This window comes from Pseudomonas sp. D47, assembly GCF_045447305.1.
GTDB lineage: Bacteria > Pseudomonadota > Gammaproteobacteria > Pseudomonadales > Pseudomonadaceae > Aquipseudomonas.
Genome location: NZ_JBJGXU010000065.1, coordinates 1 through 18,310, shown reverse-complemented (window position 1 = coordinate 18,310; position 18,310 = coordinate 1). Strand labels below are relative to the sequence as shown.

Annotated in this window: 22 protein-coding genes; 15 read left to right on the top strand and 7 right to left on the bottom strand. The window is 59.9% G+C overall.

Annotated elements, in window-relative coordinates; all coding sequences use genetic code 11:
* Positions 1-51: 51 nt before the first annotated feature.
* From ACI77I_RS27115 to ACI77I_RS27090, 6 genes are all read left to right on the top strand, one after another.
* The gene (locus ACI77I_RS27115) at positions 52-777 is read left to right on the top strand and encodes an ABC transporter substrate-binding protein (protein WP_094952315.1); all 726 of its coding nucleotides are present in this window, start codon (positions 52-54) and stop codon (positions 775-777) included.
* A 129-nt stretch (positions 778-906) separates the two neighbouring features.
* On the top strand, positions 907-1,524 hold the full coding sequence (gene ribA, locus ACI77I_RS27110) for a GTP cyclohydrolase II (RefSeq protein ID WP_094952316.1): 618 nt from the start codon (positions 907-909) through the stop codon (positions 1,522-1,524).
* Positions 1,521-1,940, top strand: coding sequence for an MFS transporter (locus tag ACI77I_RS27105; protein ID WP_094952317.1), 420 nt, complete (start codon positions 1,521-1,523; stop codon positions 1,938-1,940). Before ribA ends, ACI77I_RS27105 begins: the two co-directional genes overlap by 4 nt.
* A complete protein-coding gene (locus tag ACI77I_RS27100) occupies positions 1,937-2,737 on the top strand; it encodes a cobalamin-binding protein (RefSeq protein WP_094952318.1) in 801 nt (266 codons plus the stop codon). The genes ACI77I_RS27105 and ACI77I_RS27100 overlap by 4 nt, the downstream gene beginning before the upstream one ends.
* 266 nt (positions 2,738-3,003) lie before the next feature.
* Positions 3,004-3,240 carry a hypothetical protein gene (locus ACI77I_RS27095; RefSeq protein WP_406999282.1) on the top strand — a complete coding sequence of 79 codons (237 nt, stop codon included), beginning with the start codon at positions 3,004-3,006 and terminating at the stop codon, positions 3,238-3,240.
* A 183-nt stretch (positions 3,241-3,423) separates the two neighbouring features.
* Positions 3,424-3,780 carry a transcriptional regulator gene (locus ACI77I_RS27090; RefSeq protein ID WP_094952320.1) on the top strand — a complete coding sequence of 119 codons (357 nt, stop codon included), beginning with the start codon at positions 3,424-3,426 and terminating at the stop codon, positions 3,778-3,780.
* Positions 3,781-3,789: 9 nt separating this feature from the next.
* Here ACI77I_RS27090 and ACI77I_RS27085 read toward each other — a convergent pair whose 3' ends face one another.
* The 6 genes from ACI77I_RS27085 to ACI77I_RS27060 all read right to left on the bottom strand — a co-directional run bounded on the left by ACI77I_RS27085 (position 3,790) and on the right by ACI77I_RS27060 (position 10,019).
* Entirely contained in the window at positions 3,790-5,661 is a 1,872-nt protein-coding gene (locus ACI77I_RS27085) for a TonB-dependent receptor domain-containing protein (RefSeq protein ID WP_406999280.1), read from the bottom strand.
* 156 nt (positions 5,662-5,817) lie between these two features.
* Positions 5,818-7,716 carry a 1-deoxy-D-xylulose-5-phosphate synthase gene (dxs, locus tag ACI77I_RS27080; protein ID WP_406999278.1) on the bottom strand — a complete coding sequence of 633 codons (1,899 nt, stop codon included), beginning with the start codon at positions 7,714-7,716 and terminating at the stop codon, positions 5,818-5,820.
* A gap of 110 nt (positions 7,717-7,826) precedes the next feature.
* On the bottom strand, positions 7,827-8,714 hold the full coding sequence (locus tag ACI77I_RS27075) for a polyprenyl synthetase family protein (protein ID WP_094952323.1): 888 nt from the start codon (positions 8,712-8,714) through the stop codon (positions 7,827-7,829).
* Positions 8,711-8,953, bottom strand: coding sequence for an exodeoxyribonuclease VII small subunit (locus ACI77I_RS27070; RefSeq protein WP_003176346.1), 243 nt, complete (start codon positions 8,951-8,953; stop codon positions 8,711-8,713). The genes ACI77I_RS27075 and ACI77I_RS27070 overlap by 4 nt, the downstream gene beginning before the upstream one ends.
* A gap of 114 nt (positions 8,954-9,067) precedes the next feature.
* Positions 9,068-9,436: a MerR family transcriptional regulator gene (locus tag ACI77I_RS27065; RefSeq protein WP_406999276.1), complete on the bottom strand. Its 369-nt coding sequence runs from the start codon at positions 9,434-9,436 to the stop codon at positions 9,068-9,070.
* Positions 9,375-10,019 carry an NAD(P)H-dependent oxidoreductase gene (locus tag ACI77I_RS27060; RefSeq protein ID WP_406999274.1) on the bottom strand — a complete coding sequence of 215 codons (645 nt, stop codon included), beginning with the start codon at positions 10,017-10,019 and terminating at the stop codon, positions 9,375-9,377. The genes ACI77I_RS27065 and ACI77I_RS27060 overlap by 62 nt, the downstream gene beginning before the upstream one ends.
* Before the next feature lie 604 nt (positions 10,020-10,623).
* Here ACI77I_RS27060 and ACI77I_RS27055 point away from each other — a divergent pair.
* The 8 genes from ACI77I_RS27055 to ACI77I_RS27020 are packed head-to-tail and all read left to right on the top strand — an operon-like array spanning position 10,624 to position 16,743.
* Complete coding sequence (locus ACI77I_RS27055) at positions 10,624-11,313, top strand: YjfI family protein (protein ID WP_371917700.1); 690 nt, start codon at positions 10,624-10,626, stop codon at positions 11,311-11,313.
* 17 nt (positions 11,314-11,330) lie between these two features.
* Positions 11,331-12,029 (top strand): PspA/IM30 family protein, encoded by a 699-nt coding sequence (locus tag ACI77I_RS27050; protein WP_094952325.1) that lies wholly within the window; start codon positions 11,331-11,333, stop codon positions 12,027-12,029.
* A 57-nt stretch (positions 12,030-12,086) separates the two neighbouring features.
* Complete coding sequence (locus ACI77I_RS27045; RefSeq protein WP_242152917.1) at positions 12,087-12,647, top strand: rhomboid family intramembrane serine protease; 561 nt, start codon at positions 12,087-12,089, stop codon at positions 12,645-12,647.
* 54 nt (positions 12,648-12,701) lie between these two features.
* Complete coding sequence (locus ACI77I_RS27040; protein WP_406999272.1) at positions 12,702-13,736, top strand: ion channel; 1,035 nt, start codon at positions 12,702-12,704, stop codon at positions 13,734-13,736.
* Complete coding sequence (locus ACI77I_RS27035) at positions 13,723-14,397, top strand: DUF2491 family protein (RefSeq protein ID WP_242152915.1); 675 nt, start codon at positions 13,723-13,725, stop codon at positions 14,395-14,397. Before ACI77I_RS27040 ends, ACI77I_RS27035 begins: the two co-directional genes overlap by 14 nt.
* Positions 14,398-14,412: 15 nt before the next feature.
* A complete protein-coding gene (locus ACI77I_RS27030; protein ID WP_094952329.1) occupies positions 14,413-14,841 on the top strand; it encodes a DUF350 domain-containing protein in 429 nt (142 codons plus the stop codon).
* Between the two features lie 18 nt (positions 14,842-14,859).
* A complete protein-coding gene (locus ACI77I_RS27025; RefSeq protein ID WP_242152912.1) occupies positions 14,860-15,573 on the top strand; it encodes a DUF1190 domain-containing protein in 714 nt (237 codons plus the stop codon).
* 12 nt (positions 15,574-15,585) lie between these two features.
* Positions 15,586-16,743: a glutathionylspermidine synthase family protein gene (locus ACI77I_RS27020; RefSeq protein ID WP_406999270.1), complete on the top strand. Its 1,158-nt coding sequence runs from the start codon at positions 15,586-15,588 to the stop codon at positions 16,741-16,743.
* Between the two features lie 76 nt (positions 16,744-16,819).
* Here the strand turns inward: ACI77I_RS27020 and ycaC are convergent, their stop codons facing one another.
* On the bottom strand, positions 16,820-17,452 hold the full coding sequence (ycaC, locus tag ACI77I_RS27015; protein WP_406999268.1) for an isochorismate family cysteine hydrolase YcaC: 633 nt from the start codon (positions 17,450-17,452) through the stop codon (positions 16,820-16,822).
* 451 nt (positions 17,453-17,903) lie between these two features.
* On the opposite strand from ycaC, the gene ACI77I_RS27010 reads away from it, so the two are divergent.
* Positions 17,904-18,140, top strand: a complete 237-nt coding sequence (locus ACI77I_RS27010) for a DUF6124 family protein (protein ID WP_406999266.1) — start codon at positions 17,904-17,906, stop codon at positions 18,138-18,140.
* The last annotated feature ends 170 nt before the right edge of the window (positions 18,141-18,310 follow it).

The following is an 18,310-nucleotide window of genomic DNA, read 5'->3' as shown; positions in this document are numbered from 1 at the left end:
GCGACCTGCGCTACCCTCTATACGGATCTCACGGTGTAGGAGGCTGTCACCATGAATGTACGGCGTTGGCTGCTGGTTGCGCTGTGTGCCGTTGCATCGCTGGTGCAGGCGGACGAAGCCCCGGTGCCAGGCAAGGTCATGCTGGCCAGTGAGGAATGGAACAACTACACCAACAAAGATGGCAGCGGCTTGGCCTGGGACGTATTGCGCCAAGTGTTCGAACCGGCCGGTATCACGCTGCAAACCCGCAGCGTGCCCTACACCCGCTCAGTCGGCCTGGCCCAGCGCGGCGAGGTGGATGGCTGGGTCGGCTCCTACCGCGATGAAACCAGCGGCGTGTTGTACCCGCATTGGAACTTCGACGCCGATCACATCTACGCCCTTGGGCTGGCCACCACGCCGACGCCCAGCCTCGCCACCCTGGGCAACTACCGCCTGGCGTGGGTGCGCGGTTACAGGTATGAGAATTACCTGCCGAACCTGCACCGCTTCAACCAGATCGAACGCCGTGACGGCATCCTGCCGATGCTGCAGCACGCCCGCGTCGACCTCTACATCGATGCCCTCACCGAAGCCAAGTACGTCCTGAGTCAGGCGGACGATCCGGCGCAATTCAAGCTCACCCACATCGCCGAGCTGCCGCTCTACATAGGCTTTGCCGATACTGAGCGTGGGCGGGCCCTGATGGCGGTGTATGACCGACGCATGGCGGCCTTGGTCGAGAGCGGCGAGCTGAAGCCGATTTTCGCGCGCTGGAAACAGCCCTATCCGTTCTGACCTGCATAGAACCGGGACGAAGGCCAATCGAACCTATTGATCTTTATCAGCGATAATTCAGCTTAAGCGTCTGTAGGAACCTGCTGTTACAATGACGCCCTCTGTGAAATCTGAAATCAGGAGCACACGGTGCCCGTCGTTTTCGTCGCCGCTTCCAAGCTGCCTACCCCTTTTGCCACGTTCACCATGAACGGCTTTCTCGAAGAGGCCACCGGCCGCGAGCACCTCGTGCTCAGTCTGGGTGACCTCACCGACGGTGCGCCGGTACTGGGCCGCGTGCACTCCGAGTGCCTGACCGGTGACGCGCTGTTCAGCCAGCGCTGCGACTGCGGTTCGCAACTGGAAGCCGCCATGCGCGCCATCGCCCGTGAAGGCCGTGGCGTGTTGCTGTACTTGCGTCAGGAAGGCCGTGGCATCGGCCTGATGAACAAAATCCGTGCCTACGAGCTGCAAGACGGCGGCGCCGATACCGTTGAAGCCAACGAACGCCTAGGCTTCGCCGCCGACCAGCGTGACTACGCGATCTGCCTGCCGATGCTTGAGTATCTGGGCGTGAAGTCCCTGCGCCTGATGACCAACAACCCGCGCAAGGTCAAAGCCTTGACCGAAATGGGCATCACCGTCGCCGAGCGCGTGCCGCTGCACACCGGGCAAAACCCGCACAACAAGCTCTACTTGGCGACCAAGGCCAGCAAGCTCGACCACATGATGGGCAACGAGCATCAGGGCGAGGTCGACCGCGCGTGACCCGCGGCCAGGTGAAACGGCGACTGTCCTTCAACTGGTGGCAGTACTTGGCCCTGGCACTGCTGCCGTTGTTTGTGATCAACCTGGTATTTGGCCACGCCGAATCCCTGCTTCCCGTACTGGCCATGCCGTTCTTTATTGCCGGCGTGGCCTCGATGTTTTTGAGCCTGCGTTATTTTCATGGCTATAAACACGCGCTGATCGCCACCGCCAAAGCCCTCGACACCGCTGAAGAACCGGCTGCCTGGATTACCCTCGCGGCCCGTCGCCGCACGGCTTTGCTGGTGGCGGCGATACCGGCCTGGATCGGCGCGCTGGCGGTGTTTGTCGGCCTGGAAGCCGTCCCGCTGTTCCTGCTGGCGCTGTCGACGCTGGTACTGTTTTACCTCTACCGCATCCCGCGTCAATTGGGATGATGCGCTACTGGCTGGCGGTGCTGCTGCTGGCAGTCAGTGCCCAGGCGTTGGCGGTCGAACGCGTCGTCAGCCTGGCGCCGTCACTCTCTGAAATCGTGCTTGAACTGGGCGCCGCCGACCTGCTGGTGGGCGTGCTCGATGGCGGCGAACGCCCGGCGGCATTGGCGCAAGTGCCCTCGGTGGGGCAATACGGGCAATTGAACATGGAGCGCCTGCTCAGCCTCAAGCCCGACCTGATCCTGCTCTGGCCCGGCAGCGTGGGTCCTGCGCAACGCGAGCAGTTGCAGCGCCTGAATATCCCCGTTTACGTCGCCGAACCGCATAGCCTTGAACAACTGACGTCTCAGATCCAAGCCATCGCTCAACAAGTGGGCCGTGAAGAGGCGGGTCGACAATTAGCCGCGCAGTTACGCCAGCGCCTGGCCGAACTGCGCCAACGCTATCAGCGTGCCGAGCCCTTACGGGTGTTTTACCAAGTGTGGAACCAGCCGCTGTACACCGTGGGCGGTGGGCAAATCATCAGCGATGCGCTGAGTGTGTGCGGCGCGCGTAATGTATTCGACGACCTGAAGCTGCCCGCGCCACAGGTCAGCATCGAGTCGGTGTTGCAGCGTAATCCGCAGCTGATTCTAGCTGCCGATCAGGTGCAACTCGATGCCTGGAAGGCCTGGCCGCAAATAGCGGCGGTGGCCGAAGGCCGGTTGCAGATAGTCCCGGACAAGGGGCTGGAGCGGCCGAGCGGGCAGATGATCGAGGCGATCGCGAAGCTCTGTCAGTCAGTGGTCCCCCAGCGCTGACAATCCGTTGTGTTTCCATCCTGGTCGGTGCGATTGATCTGCCAAGATGTCGGACTTTGCCTCCAGATTTACGCACCCAGGGTGGCTAGTGTCGCCGGTCCCCCATTCGGGTTAATTAGGCAGCATAAGGACATATCATGCGTTATCTCTTCGCGTTGGCGGGTACGGCCCTCGTATTGACGCTAATCAGCGGGTGCGATCTGTCACAAAGACTCTCTGAGCTCAGGACATTTGGTAACCATCCTATAGTCGATAGGACTTCGTCGATGGACAGCACCCAGCAAGACATCCTGAGCATTCAGAAACCCACGAAAATCACCTCTATCCGTGGCGGCACCGCACAGTGCTTCGACTACGCATTGGCGCGTGATGGAAAAAGAGCCGATTATTTCGTCTCTTTCACCTCCAGTGGGTGGGTTAACGCCTGGGGCTACGCAACCTGCAGCACCGCGTTGGCCGAGGGTAGTCTGGCGTCCAATGAGCGGGTCAGCAGGAAATACTGATCATTGATGCTGTGTTGCGAGGGTGACGCGTGAGCGTTGATTGCGCTGCAACGCTCGCGTGAACGTTGCGTGTTCTCCTACCGGTTATTAAGAGTTGTCCATCGGGTAGTTTCGGCGCCAGGGCGATACGCTGCTACCCGCGATGCGTGTTGCATGGCGTTCGTTCAACGACAGGAGGTGGTCATGCGCCGTTTGATCATTGGTATTTCTACCGCCATTTTGCTGGCCGGTTGTAACACGCTGGAAGGTATCTCAACGTTGATGAACTTCAGCGATCACCCCGTCGCGGCCAAGGCCGCCGAGCGTGGGGCCACTAAGCAGGACATTCTTGCAATCGAGCAACCCAAGCGCATCACCCCGGTTCGCAATGGCAGTTCACAGTGCTTTGACTATGCGCTTGAAAGCAAAGGCAAGAAAAAGGACCTATATGTTGGCTTTACCGACACGGGTGGAGTTAACGCATACGGTTTCATAACCTGCGGCGAAGCCATCAAGGCCGGCTATCTGAATTCCAACGAACCTGCCCGGCAGATTTATTGAGCCGCAGCGCTACAGCTGCGGTGCCCACGTCAGGCCCAGCATCCAGGTCCGCCCCTCTTCGCGGTAGTCCTGGTTGTTGGGAGAATCGGGGGCGTTGTAGTTATACCGAGCGCGGGCATATTGGCGGTCCAACAGGTTGTCGACTTTCAGCGAAACACGGACTTCATGATTGATCGCCCAGCTGCTACGCAGCCCCAGCAAGGCATAACCGCCCAGGCGATTGCGGTTGTCTTCATCGTCATAGCTGCTGCTGATGGCTTGCCAACTGGCACCCACACCCAACTTATCGAATTGCCGGTCCAGATCCAGGCTCAAGGTGCGCCGTGCGCGACGCGCCAGGGTGTGGCCGGTATCGCGGTCGCGCGGGTCGATAAATGCCACGCCCAGGTTGCCCTGCCAACCAAACAGTTCCTGCTTGAGCGCCGCTTCAAAGCCATTGATGCGTGCCGACGCCACGTTTTGTGGCTTGTAGTTACTGTCGGCAACGATCGCGTCGCTTAAATCCGTGCGGTACAGCGAAGCTTCCAGGCGCGTGCTGTCACTCAGTTGGCTGCGCCATTGCAGCTCGTAACTTTTTGAGGTCTCCGGCTGCAGGTTGGGGTTGCTGTACCGCGTGTCAGGGTAGTAAAGGTCGTTGAAGGTCGGCGCGCGGAAGCCTTCGCTGTAGCTCAGCAGCACGTCATTATCGGGGTTGATCGGCACGGTAAGGGTGCCGCTCCAGCTGTTCTGGCCGCCGAATTGCTGGTTCTGGTCGCGGCGCAGGCCCATTTCGGTGGAGAACCACTCGCCGTGGAAACGATGCTGCACAAAGGCGGCCCGGTTCCAGCGGCTGTTCTCGGTAAAGGCGCTGGAGCCGTGAAAGCGGTCTTCGTACCAGTCGCCGCCGAGGATCAGGCTGTTTTGCTCATCCAGCGTCAGGTCGTTTTGCCAGTTGACCGAGTCACGATAGGTGTTGAACACGCTGAAATAATCACTGAGCTTATCGCGCTTGGTATCACGGTTCTCGCTGTGACCCAGCTCCAGGCGCGACTGCCAGCGTTCATTCAACTTGGCGTCGACATAGCCGCTGGCGCTGCTCACGGTGTAATCGGTGTAGGGTTTTTGCTCAACGAAGCTGTTGTCGTATTCCGACTTGCCGCGGTTATCCAATAGGTTGAAACCCACTTCCAGTTCATCGTTGAAGGCATGGCTGAGGTTCAGGCTGATGGACTGATTGCGATAGGCATCATGGTCGCCATCGCTGGGGAACGATTCGTGTGTAGCGTTGATACCCGCCGTGTCATCCAGGCTCGCCCCCAAGTTGAAGCGCGTGTGCTCATCACCGCCAGACAGGCCAAGGCTGCGCTCCCAGGTCTGGTGGCTGCCAAACCCCAGTTTCAAGCGTGGCTGCAGGCCCTGCTCGGCATTACGCCGGGTAAAAATCTGGATCACCCCGCCAATCGCGTCGCTGCCGTAGATCACCGAGCGTGAGCCGCGCAGCACTTCCACGCGTTCAATCTGGTCGACGTTCAGGTATTGCAGCCCGCTGTCGCCGGAGGTGGTATTGGCGATGCGCTGGCCATCGACCAGTACCAGGCTTTGTGCGGCCTTGGTGCCGCGAATGAAAATCCCCGGCAGGCTGCCGCGACCACCGGTGGGCGCGACTTGCACACCGGGTACGCGGCTGAGCAGGTCGGTTACGCTGGTGGGTTGCAAGCGGTCGATGTCATCGCGGGTGAATACGGTGTTGGCGGCGCTGCTGTCGTTGCGCGCTTGGACCTGGCGGTTGGCGCTGATCACTACGTTGGGGAGTTTCAGGGCGTCGTCACGCTCGAAACTGTCGGCCAACAGGTCAGTGGCGGGAAGCAGCAGCAAGGGCAGGGCAAAGCGAAGGCGGGTCATGGGCTGTCCCTAGCGTTTATCAGCAATACAAAACCAATGTGGGAGCTGGCTTGCCTGCGATGACGGCGGCACATTCAACTTCAATGTGTCCGATAGACCGCTATCGCAGGCAAGCCAGCTCCCACATGTTGGCCCGGTTTCTACCGGGAGGTCGGGTTACAGGCCCAGCAGCGCCATGCGCTCGCGCACCGAAGCCTCAATCCCGGCTTCATCCAGCCCACACTCAGCCAGCATCTGCGCCGGCTTGGCATGTTCGACATACACATCCGGCAAGCCCAGGTGCAGCACCGACTTGAGAATGTTCTCCCGCGCCAGGAACTCGCTGACCGCCGCACCGGCGCCGCCCATGATGGCGTTTTCTTCGACCGTCACCAGCAACTCATGGCTGGCGGCGATTTCGCTTACGAGGGCTTCGTCCAGTGGTTTGACGAAGCGCATATCGACCACGGTGGCGTCGATCTTCTCGGCGACTTTCAGCGCTTCGGCCAATTGCACGCCAAACACCAGGAAAGCGGTTTTGCTGCCTTGGCGACGCACGATGCCTTTGCCGATTTCAATCGGTTCAAGGTCTTTCTCGATCACGGCATTCGGGCCATTACCGCGCGGGTAACGCACGGTCGCCGGGCCGTTGTACAGGTGGCCGGTGCTGAGCATCTTGCGCAGTTCGTTCTCATCACTCGGCGTCATCACCAGCATGCCGGGGATGCAGCGCAAGTAGGACAAATCGAAACTGCCGGCGTGGGTCGGGCCGTCTTCGCCGACCAAACCGGCGCGGTCGATGGCGAACAGCACATCGAGGTTCTGCACCGCCACGTCATGCACCAACTGGTCATAACCGCGCTGCAGGAAGGTGGAGTAGATCGCCACCACCGGCTTGGCGCCTTCACAGGCCATGCCGGCGGCGAAGGTCACCGCGTGCTGCTCGGCAATCGCCACGTCGAAATAGCGCAGCGGGAAACGCTCGCTGAACGCCACCAAGTCGGAGCCTTCCTTCATCGCTGGGGTAATGCCCACCAGGCGCGGGTCGGCGGCGGCCATGTCACACAGCCATTCGCCAAACACGCCGGAATACTTCGGCCCGCTGGCCTTTTTCGGCGCGGCGGCAGGGGCGTCCAGCGGTTCGAGCTTGGTGATCGCGTGGTAACCAATCGGGTCGACTTCCGCCGGGGCGAAGCCTTTGCCTTTTTTAGTGACGATATGCAGGAACTGCGGGCCCTTGAGGTCACGCATGTTGCGCAGCGTGGCGATCAGGGTGGGCAGGTCATGGCCATCGATCGGGCCGATATAATTCCAACCAAGCTCTTCGAACAGGGTGCCGGGCACGAGCATGCCCTTGGCATATTCTTCGGTACGCCGGGCAATTTCCCACGCGCCGGGCAGGCGCGAGAGCACCTTTTTGCTGCCTTCGCGCATGCTCGCGTAAGTACGGCTGGAGAGGATTTTTGCCAGGTAGTTCGACAGGCCACCGACATTGCGCGAAATCGACATGTCGTTGTCGTTAAGGATCACCAACATGTTGGCGTTCACTTCCGGCGCATGGTTCAGCGCTTCGAAGGCCATGCCGGCGGTCAGCGCGCCATCACCAATCACCGCAATCGCCTTGCGCTCACTGCCTTGCAGGCGGGCGGCAATCGCCATGCCCAGCGCGGCACTGATAGAGGTGCTGGAGTGGCCGACGCCAAAGGTGTCGTACTCGCTCTCGGCGCGACGTGGGAAGGCGGCCAGGCCGTCCTTCTGGCGCAGAGTGGCCATGCGCTCGCGACGGCCGGTGAGGATTTTATGCGGGTACGCCTGATGGCCCACGTCCCACACCAGCCGGTCGTCCGGGGTGTCGAACACGTAATGCAGGGCGATAGTCAGCTCGATGACGCCCAAGCCGGCACCGAAATGCCCACCGGTCTGACCGACCGTGTAGAGCAATTCCAGGCGCAACTCATCGGCCAGGGTTTCCAGCTCGGCTTCACCCAGTCGACGCAGGCCGTCCGGCGTGGCAGCACGGTCGAGCAGGGGCGTGGACGGGCGTTTGCGGGGAATCTCTTGAAACGTCGTGGGCATCAGGCGAATCGTTATAGGTATAGAAGAGGCGGCAGTTTACCTCAAGCAGTGCAAACTGCCCACGCAGAGCGCCGAACTTGGCCGATATGCGGCTGCAATGGCCGCCGTTATCAGTGGCGGCGTTCGACGATATACCGCGCCAAGTCGCGCAATGGCTCGGCCGCCGCGTCGAAAGGTCGCAGGGCGTCCAGGGCTTGGTCGCGCAGTTGCAGGGCATACGCCTTGGCCGCTTCGAGGCCAAGCAAGGCCGGATAGGTCGGTTTATCGCGTGCGGCATCCGCGCCTTGGCGTTTGCCCAGGGTCGCGGTGTCACTTTCCACGTCGAGAATGTCGTCCTGCACCTGAAACGCCAGGCCGACGGCCCGGGAATAGGTCTGCAGGGCCGCCAATTGCGCTGCGTCGGCACGGCCACTGGCCAGGGCGCCCAAGTGCACCGCGGCTTCGATCAGCGCGCCGGTCTTGTGGCGATGCATGTGTTCGAGGGCTTGCTGGTCCAGCTTGAGGCTGACCGAACCCATGTCGATCGCTTGCCCGCCGACCATGCCAGCCGGGCCTGCGGCCAGAGCGAGGGCGGTCACCATACGCAGGCTGATCTCAGCGTTCACGCTGTTCAGGCGCGGGTCCAGCAAGGCGCTGAACGCCAGGCTCTGCAGGCCATCACCGGCCAGGATCGCATAGGCCTCATCAAAGGCTTTGTGGGTGGTTGGCTGGCCGCGACGTAAATCGTCGTCGTCCATTGCCGGCAAATCGTCATGCACCAGGGAGTAGGCGTGAATCAGCTCAACCGCACACGCCGCGCCATTGGCTTGCTCGGCACGCACGCCCAAGGCTTCACAGGCCGCATACGCCAGCAACGGGCGCACGCGTTTGCCGCCATTCATCACGCTGTAGCGCATGGCGGCATAAAGGCGGTTCATTTCCGGGCTTGGCGCAACAAACAAGGGCTCGAGCGCCGCATTCACCCGGGCTTGGCTACTGGCCTGATACGCGTCGATCATTCGGGCTGTTCCGCATCGAAAGGTTCTTCGGCCAACTCCCCGTCGCGCTCCAGCAATACCTGGACCTTCTGCTCCGCCTGCGCCAACGCGCTCTGGCAGTCGCGAGTCAGGCCGATGCCTTGCTCAAACGCTGTCAGCGAGTCCTCCAGCGACAACTCGCCGTTCTCCAGACGCTCGACCAGGGTTTGCAGGTCGGCGAGGGATTGTTCGAAATCGAGTGCAACTTTTTTGCGGGCCATGGCGGCTATTCCGGTAGACGGTAAACCGGCGCGACACTAGCAGACATGGGGATTCTGGGCAAATGAGCGGGGGGCAGTCGTCCTCTGTTGAGCCGAATAAAACGCCTATTGGGCTCAGAGGACACCCGAGCACTGCCCCTGCGCATCCTTGAGCTGCGCTTCAAACGCCATCAACCCCGCCTGCATCTGCTGCAACCCAGCAATCTGCCCGGCCAGTTCGCGCTTCTTGCTGGCGATGGCCTGATCTGCCCGTTCCCAAGGCAGTGCATCGCCTTCGTGCCCGTGCAAAATCCCCTGCAACTCCTTGAGCTTGAACCCCAACTGCTGGGCGCACTTGATCAACGCCAGCAGCTCCACGCTCTGCGCCGAATAGACCCGATAACGCCCCTCCCGTTGCGGTGCTGGCAACAGGCCAATTGCCTCATAGTGGCGTATCGCTTTGATGGTCGTGCCCGACAGCTGCGCGGCTTTGCCGATGTACATGAAAACTCCCTTTTCCGAATAGGCCGCCGGCCAGTGTCAGCCATTTTTCACGCTGCGCCGGTGTAGAGCCCAGCACCGGCCCGAACATCAACGTTTTGGTCGGCTTGATGCCGCAAAACGCCAGGGTCGTGCTGCGCATCTGATGAATGCCCGGCATGCGGTAGAACCAGCGGTAATACCACGGCGGCGTGTCCAGGGCCACCAACAAGTGTGCGGTTCGGCCGAGCAGCAGCTTGTCAGGAAACGGCTTGCCTTCGCGGTATTTAAAGGCAAAGCCGGGTAGGAAAACGCGGTCGATAAACCCTTTCAACAATGCCGGAATACCGCCCCACCAGATCGGGAACACCCACGCCAGATGGGTGGCCCAGAGGATGTCGGATTGGGCGCTGAGCAAGTCAGGTTCCAACGGCTGGATCTGCGTGTAGCCGTGGTGAAGGACGGGGTCGAAAGTGAGATCGCCCAAGCGCAGGACGCGGACCTCGTGGCCGGCGAGTTTTGCGCTGTGGCGGTAGGCGTCGGCCAAGGCTGAGCAGAAACTGGTGGGAGAAGGGTGGCCGAGGATGACCAGGATGCGCTGGGGCATGGGGTAAGGTCCTGAAAATGGGGGCTTTCAGGGTAGGGTGTGCCGTATAGGGGAGAGTCAAGGGGCGCTCTAGTACCGCGGAGCATTTGTGCAGCAACCTGCTAAGCGACGAAGAGCAAAGGAGGGAACGGGCTTGCTCGCGAAAGCGGTGGGTCAGTCAACATCAATGTTTGCTGGGCCGACGTCATCGCGGGCAAGTCGAATCGTCGCACCGCCGCTCCCACATTTAATCTTCGCTGCTTTGGGCATTGCGTTCGCTTAACTGAACAGCGTCAGGGCTTGCCTGATAAATGCTCTACGCAACATCAAGCCGTTTTCTTGCTCCCCGTGTCCATGTCCGTTCTGCCCCAAGGCCGCCAGTCGTCGGTGTGCCGCTCACTGCCATGCGGCCCACTGGAGATGGTGCCACCGGACAGGAACTTCTCCCACAGGTTCTTGCTGTCGGGGGCGCTGTCTTTGTGCCGGTCCGGCGACTCTCGAACAAGGAGTGCTTTTCAGTGGGCTGGGAACGCCGGTAAAAAATCTCACGCGTGAGCTATTGAGCCTTCCGAGAATTACCTGTAGATTTTCTCACGCGTGAGTTTTTCACAACGAGGTCAGCACCATGAAAAGCAGCTCTCCATCGAGCCCGCAAGCCGGGCCCGATACCGATTCCGCAAGCCGCAAGGGAGAGCGCTTGAAACCGCCTGCGAAAAAGCCGTCGAGCTTTTACATGAAGCAGATGCGCGCGGGCCTGGCGGCCGCCGGGTATGTGAAACACGAGACTTGGGTGCTTCCCGAAAATCGAAGCCTGCTCAAGCAAATGGAGAAACAGCTTCGCCAACCGATTCTGGCTGGCTCATTCATGTCGGAGAATTTCATGAGCGCAGGTACTAACTGGAATATCGATCGCCTCTTCACGGCGCTGCAAGCCTTGGACGAAGTGGTTTCCAACGACATTACGCTTTCTCTCGTTCAAGGCTCCGAGTCCAGCATCAAGCTGGAAATGAACGACTTCGGGGGCCTGCCGATTTACATCGCAGTGGTGGGCGAGCAGATCATCGTGGACACCGTTCTGGTCGACGTCGAGTCCATCAGCGACGTAGCGGCATTCAATGACGCGGTGCTGCGCAGCCGGGAAATGTTCCCGTTGTCCTCGATCGGTATCGAGTCGATGCCTAACGGCCAGGTTGTTTACAACATGTTCGGCGCGCTGAGTTCCGACTCCAGCCTGACCAACATCGTGACCGAGGTGAAAACCCTCGTCGACAACGTGCAGCGCGCCAGCGAAGCCTTTGAACGTTTCTTCAACTAATTATTCGGGAGTATCCAATGACTCAGTCCATCTGGAGCAAATTGTTCACCGCGGTACGTGGCGGTGCCAGCGAAGTCGGCGAATCGATCGTTGACCAACAAGCCCTGCGCATCCTTGACCAGGAAATTCGCGACGCTGACAGCGCGCTGGCCAACGCCAAGCGTGAACTGGTCAGCATCATGGCCAAGCACAAACTGGCGGCTGACCGCGTCAGCGAATACGACGCCAAGATCAAAGACCTGGAGTCCAAGGCGATGGCTGCTATCCAGGCCAATCGTGAAGACCTGGCTCTGGAAGTGGCCGAAGCCATTTCGACCCTGACCAACGAACGTGACGTCGAGCAAAAGCAGACCACCGAGTTCGGCGGGTACGCTGAGAGCATGCGCAAAGACATCACCAAAGCCGAAAGCCGAATCAAAAGCCTGCGCCAGCAAGTGGACATGGCCAAGGCGCGCGAAAGCGTACAGAAGGCCCAGGTCAGCGCGTCCATCGCCAGTGGCGGTGCCAACGGCAAGCTGGAAACCGCCGTCGGTACGCTGAACCGCTTGCAAGCCAAGCAGCAGCATCGCGCCGCTGAACTGCAAGCCCAGGATGAGTTGGCGGAGGCATCGACGGGTACTGACCTTGAGCGCAAGCTGCGCGAAGCCGGTATCACGCCGGACACAGGCAGCGCCAATGCGATTCTGGAACGCCTGAAGCAAAAGTCGGCTGAGTAAACAGCGCCGCAGCAAGAAGGGCAGGTCTGCCCTTCTTTTTTTTACGTCGAGGTCAGGATGGACGCCCTGAAGGGTTTCAAGACAATCGCAGGCTTGGCGCTCTTTATGGTCGCGCTGCAACTGCTCAATGTAGCCACCGGTTACAGCCTCATGGCATTCGGCCTGATCCCGAGAACCGTGCAGGGGCTGCTCGGCATCCTCACCTCTCCGTTTTTGCACGCCTCCTTTGCCCACCTGAGCGCTAACCTGATTGCCTTTTTGGTACTGGGGACTCTGGTCATTATCGAAGGGCTCAACCGGTTCATTACCGTCAGCGCGATTATTATCCTGCTGGGTGGCTCGTTGGTCTGGCTGTTCGGGTTTGCCGGCGTACACGTCGGTGCCAGCGGCTGGGTATTCGGCTTATGGGCCTACTTGTTGTCTCGCGCCTGGTTCCACCGGAGCTGGAGCAACCTGATCACCGCCGGTGTGGTGGCGGTTATGTATGGCGGCCTGATCCTTGGCTTCCTGCCGCGCCAGGGTATTTCCTTCGAAGGCCATTTGTTTGGTGCACTCGCCGGGTTTATTGCGGCCAAGGTACTTCTCTCTACGCCGCGCAGCAGGTTTAATGCCGGGTGAACGCCGAGGCGATGACGTCATCAGGAATCAAATACCCAGGGAATCAGGGACGACATGTCGATTTTTCTTTTGTTGCGCCTCTACGCCTCCTCCCTCTTTCACCGCTTCGGCTGGGCAGGGCTGGTCATTGCTTTGGGTGTACACCTGGGCACGGCGTATCTGGGCCTGGTGTTTCTGGGCGAACAACACCTCACCGCCCCCGCCACGTTTATTTACTTCTATCTCACCACCACGCTTACTGTCGGCTATGGCGACCTCGCGCCGCAGACCTCGGCGGGGCGAGTATTTGTCGCCACCTGGGTCATGCTCGGGGGCATTGCGCTGCTGACGGCGGCCATCGGCAAAACCACCAGCAGTGTTATTGATGCATGGAGAAAAGGCATGAAGGGCAAAGGCGATTTCACCGGCAAGGTCGGCCACACCGTGCTCATCGGCTGGGAAGGCGCGTCCAGCGAGCGGGTCATTGAGTTGTTGCTTCAAGATGAAACCTCGAACGACAACCTGATCGTCATCTGCGACTGCACGCTGGAAGAAAACCCGATGCCAGGCAAAGCGGCGTTCATCAGAGGCGAAAGCCTGTCCTCCACCGCATTATTACTGCGTGCAGGTGTTCCCGGCGCCGAGCGAGTGCTGGTGCGAACCCCGTCTGATGACCTGACGCTGGCCACCGTGCTGGCGGTGAATCAGTTGAGCCCTGTGGGGCACGTGGTCGCCCACTTCAATGAAAGTGAAATTGCCGCCCTCGCCAGTTCCTATGCGCCCAGCCTGGAGTGCACCTCAAGCATGGCCATCGAAATGTTGGTGCGCGCCTCTCAGGACCCGGGCTCGTCCGTGGTCATCAATGAGCTGCTGTGCGTCGGGCAAGGCGCCACTCAATACCTGATGAAATTGCCTGAGGCCTTTGAGGCAACGTTCGGCGACCTGTACATGCAGATGAAAGAACAGCACAACGCCACGCTCATCGGCTATCGCGCCAAAGGCGCTCAACAACCGTCAATCAACCCGCCTGGCGCCACCCGCGTTGAAGGCGGCGAACTCTTCTACATCGCCTCCACCCGCCTCAAGGAAATCTCCAATGGGATGGTTTAAACAGTTGATGGGGCTTGAGGCCCCGCAAGCGAAACCGGAGTCGCAATGGACTGCCGGCGAAACCCTGCCAGTCACCGGCCCACTGGGCTTGGCGCCGGGCAAAGGCGTGATATTCGACACGACCCTGAAATTGCTGCTCGATGAGAAAACCACGGTAGTGATCCCCGGCTCCCAGGAAATCTGGGCCAACGGCACCGTTGATCTCGGGCAGTCGACCTGGCTGTCACGCTATTACATGAACGACGAAGATTACTGGCTGCAGGTGCACACCACCGGCGAGATCGCCGGGCAGGTTGAGTCGGTAATCCTGTTCAACTATTTGAGCGTTGTCACCCTCAGTAGTGAAGCGGAGCTGCGTCGGTTGGCAGGGCCACAGAGCTTGATCGGGCTGCCGACCTACACCCACAACGGCGTCGAATACGCCCGTGTGTGGGGCAGCGAGCCTGGCCAGACAGAACTGGTGGCGATGAGCGAACAGGTGATCAACCCCGAGAACACCTACACCGTCGAGCACCGTTCGATGCTGTACGCCCGCGACACCGGCCTGACCGACCGTCGAGAGTTTTTGCTGTTTTCCGTCGAAGAAGACGCTGAGGGCTCCATCAGCCTGAGCACCTCGCTGGGCATTTCGCTGTACACAACCGACCTGAATGCGCTCTAAAAAAGGAAGAACCCCATGCTAGAAGCTCTCTCCATCTCCCTGAACAAAGCGGCTGTGTTCGGGTTTGTCACGTATATCTTGGGGGCTGCGATAATCTTCGCGCTGTTCCAGTTCATCTACACCCGCGTCACCCCGCACAAGGAGTTCGAACTGATCCGTGCGGGCAACGTGTCGGCTGCGGTCGCCTTGGGCGGTGCCATCATCGGTTTCGCCATTCCGGCCAGCAACGTGATTGCCTACTCGATCAGCATCCTCGACTTCGTCGTCTGGGCCGTGATCGCCGCCCTCGTTCAACTGTTGGCCTTTTTGGTGACCAGCCTGGTGCTCAAAGGCACGTCCGAGCGCATCAAGAACGGCGAACTCGCGGCCGGTATCTACGTGGCCGCCGTGGCCATCAGCGTCGGCATGTTGAATGCCGCGTGCATGACGCCTACCCAGAACTGATTGCGCACGGAGCTCCCGATGAAACGAAGCAAGTACGTCCAGCTTTCGCTGGCAGCGTCGGTCGCCATGGCGATATCCGGCTGCGGGCCGACGGAAAAAACCTACGACTTGCAGAAGAAGTACAACTTCCAGTCCGTGCAGCAATGTGCCGATGAAAAGCTTCCGGTGGACGTGTGCTCGGACGCCTACATGACGGCCATGGCCGAGCATCGGCGCATTGCCCCGGTGTACGACAGCCAGGCCGATTGCGATGCCGACTTTGTCGCCGACTGGTGCCAGCAGGACTCCACCGGCAAGTTCATCCCCAAGCTCGGCGGTTTCGAACTGACCGCTGCCGGCCAGGTGACCCAATCCCAGGTCGATGCTGCCAATGCTCAAGCGGGCGGCTCCCAGGCAAGCGGCGGCGGCTCAGGCTTCTCTACCAGCAGCCTGCTGACAGGCTTGTTGATTGGCAACATGCTGAGCAACAACCGCAACAGCTACCGCTCCGAGCCGGTGTACCGCTATCGCGATGATCGCGGCAACTACGGCAACTCGACGCTCAATCAGCGCGCCTCCAATGGGGCAACCTTCGGCCGCTCCAACCAAGCCCGGTATGGCAGCAGCAATTACACGAACACACTGCGCTCTTCCAACAAGTCGAGCTCCGTTGCCTCGTCCACCTCCCGTGGCGGCTTCGGCAGCAAGGCCAGTGCACGCAGCGGCTGGGGCGGCGGTGGGTCGAGCAGTTAAGGAAACCGGGCGATGAAAAAGATCCAATGCGCAGAGCGTCATGACTGGAAACAGACTGCCGACAGCCTCGGCTTTCTGTTCCACACCATCGACGACGAACCCTACTGGGACGAGCGCGCGTACTACCAATTCACGCTCGAGCAAATCGAGCGCGACCTTGAAGACCCGACCACCGAGATCCATGACATGTGCATGGACCTCGTGGCCCGCGTGGTTCAAAGCGAGGAATTGTTGGAACGCCTGAGCATTCCCGCGCCGTTCTTCGACATGATTCGAACCTCATGGCTCGAAGGCCACCCGCACCTGTACGGGCGCATGGACTTCTCCTACAACGGCACCGGGCCCGCCAAGCTGCTCGAACTCAACTACGACACGCCGACCAGCCTCTATGAGGCTGCGGCGTTTCAATGGGGCTGGCTGGAACAATGCATCGAACGCGGCCTGCTGCCCAAGCATGCCGACCAGTTCAACAGCATCGACACCAAGCTGCATCAGGCCTTCGCTCAACTGCAGGTCAACCAGCCGTTCTACTTCGCCTCGATGAAAGACTCGATCGAAGACAAAGGCACCACCGACTACCTGCGCCTCGTCGCGGAAAAAGTCGGCATCGAATCACGCCACATCGACATCGAAGACATCGGCCTCACCAGTGATGGCCGTTTCGTCGACCTCGAAGATCGCTGGATTCCCCACCTGTTCAAACTGCACGCCTGGGAATTCATCTTTCACGAGCCCTTCGGCGCCGCGATTGCCCAGTGCGATACCCAGTTTTTCGAGCCCGCCTGGAAATCCATCCTCTCCAACAAAGGCGTCCTGCCGCTGTTGTGGGAATTCAACAAAGGCCACCCCAACCTGCTCGCCTCCCACCTGGATACCGACCCCGGCAAAGCCGTGCCAAAGGGCTGGGTGCGCAAACCGTTCTTCTCCCGCGAAGGCGCCAACATCGAACTGCAAACCGCCGACGGCCTGATCGTAAAAGAAGACGGCCCCTACACCGACGCGCCGTTCATCCTCCAGGAATTCGCACCGCTGCCGCGCTTTGGTGACAGCTACACACTGATCGGGTCCTGGGTGATTGGCGATCAAGCCGCGGGGATTGGCGTGCGAGAAGACAATAGCTTGATCACCAAGGACTCCAGCCGGTTTCTACCTCACCTGATCCTCGACTGAGAAACTCCGCTGCTTCAAAGGCAAACATGACCCCTGTGGGAGCGGGCAAGCCCACTCCCCACAAAGGCTATCAACCTCAGCCCTGACGCGCCGTCACCGCCGCATACCCATTCATCAAATTCCGATAATTAGGAATCCGCTGAGACAACAAATTCCCCAACCCTTCCATGTCATTGCGCCAGTCACCCTGCAACTCACACGTCACCGAAAACCAATTCATCAACTGCGCCCCCGCCTGCGTCATCCGGCTCCACGCCGCCTGCTGCACCGTGGTATTAAACGTGCCCGATGCATCCGTCACCACAAACACCTCAAACCCCTCCGCCAGCGCCGACAACGTCGGGAACGCCACACACACATCCGTCACCACACCCGCAATGATGATCTGCTTACGCCCAGTCGCCTTGACCGCCTTAACGAAATCCTCGTTATCCCAGGCATTAATCTGACCAGGGCGAGCGATATACGGCGCCTGCGGGAACATCTCCTTCAGCTCCGGCACCAACGGGCCGTTAGGGCCTTGCTCGAAACTGGTGGTGAGGATGGTCGGCAGGTTGAAGAACTTGGCCAAGTCAGCCAGGGCCAGCACGTTGTTCTTGAACTCGTTGGGGGAGAAGTCCTGCACCAGCGAGATCAGGCCGGTTTGGTGGTCGACCAACAGGACTACGGCGTCGTCTTTGTTCAAGCGGTTGTAGGTTGGAGTGCTCATGGTTGAATCCTTTTTTTGTTTAGGTGGGTTGGGTGTTGCGTTCAACATGGGCACAGATTAATGGGTGGGTGGCGGGGGATAAATTGGGTGGGATGGGTAATACCGTCAACTCAGAGGGGACAATGGTTGGAGGGCCAGCAGTACCCGTCCCTTTCATTTGCAGGACGTTTCCTAGAGAATCCCAGCGGCTTGCGCCAGCAAAATCTCGCGACTAGGCTGCGGATCGTCACTGCCTATTCAGTGATCGGGTTTAGTCGCCCGGACTTCGCTAGGCGCACGCGCCATCCCAAAGCCAGGTGTCTCCTCACCTGCACTTTATGGTGGCTGTGCGCAGGGCACCTTCGGGTGCGCCGGTGCCTAGCGGCCGGTCGACTAACCTGCGTACAGCCGCCACCTCTGCTCGTTTAGTCGCGAAAGGACGGTGGTTTTCACTTTCCGCTAGAGGTTTTCTATGGATAACATTGTTTCGGATTTACCCTCATCGGCTGCGACTAAGCCATTTACTGTTGATGAAGAACTGAGCTTTGAAGATGCTTGGGTGAGGGTGGCCGAGTTGCTGCAGTGTGCGGTGGCTACATCGCAGGCGCTTGGTGAACCGCTGGGTGCGCCGCATCGGGCGGTGATGCATTTGGTGGAGATGGCGAAGATGGTGGCGGATCGGGCTGTGGAGTGTTTGCAGCCGAGGTGATACGCCTTTGCTTATTCCAATTGTCCAACAGCTGTTTGGACAATTGATTTGTAATTCTCACGGACATTAAAAAGCCGGCTTGTGGGCGGCCTTTTCGTTTGGTTGCGATCAGCGTTTACTGATCATATTCGCCTTTTTGTTTTCTGTCCCCCCATCTGTCCCCCCACTTT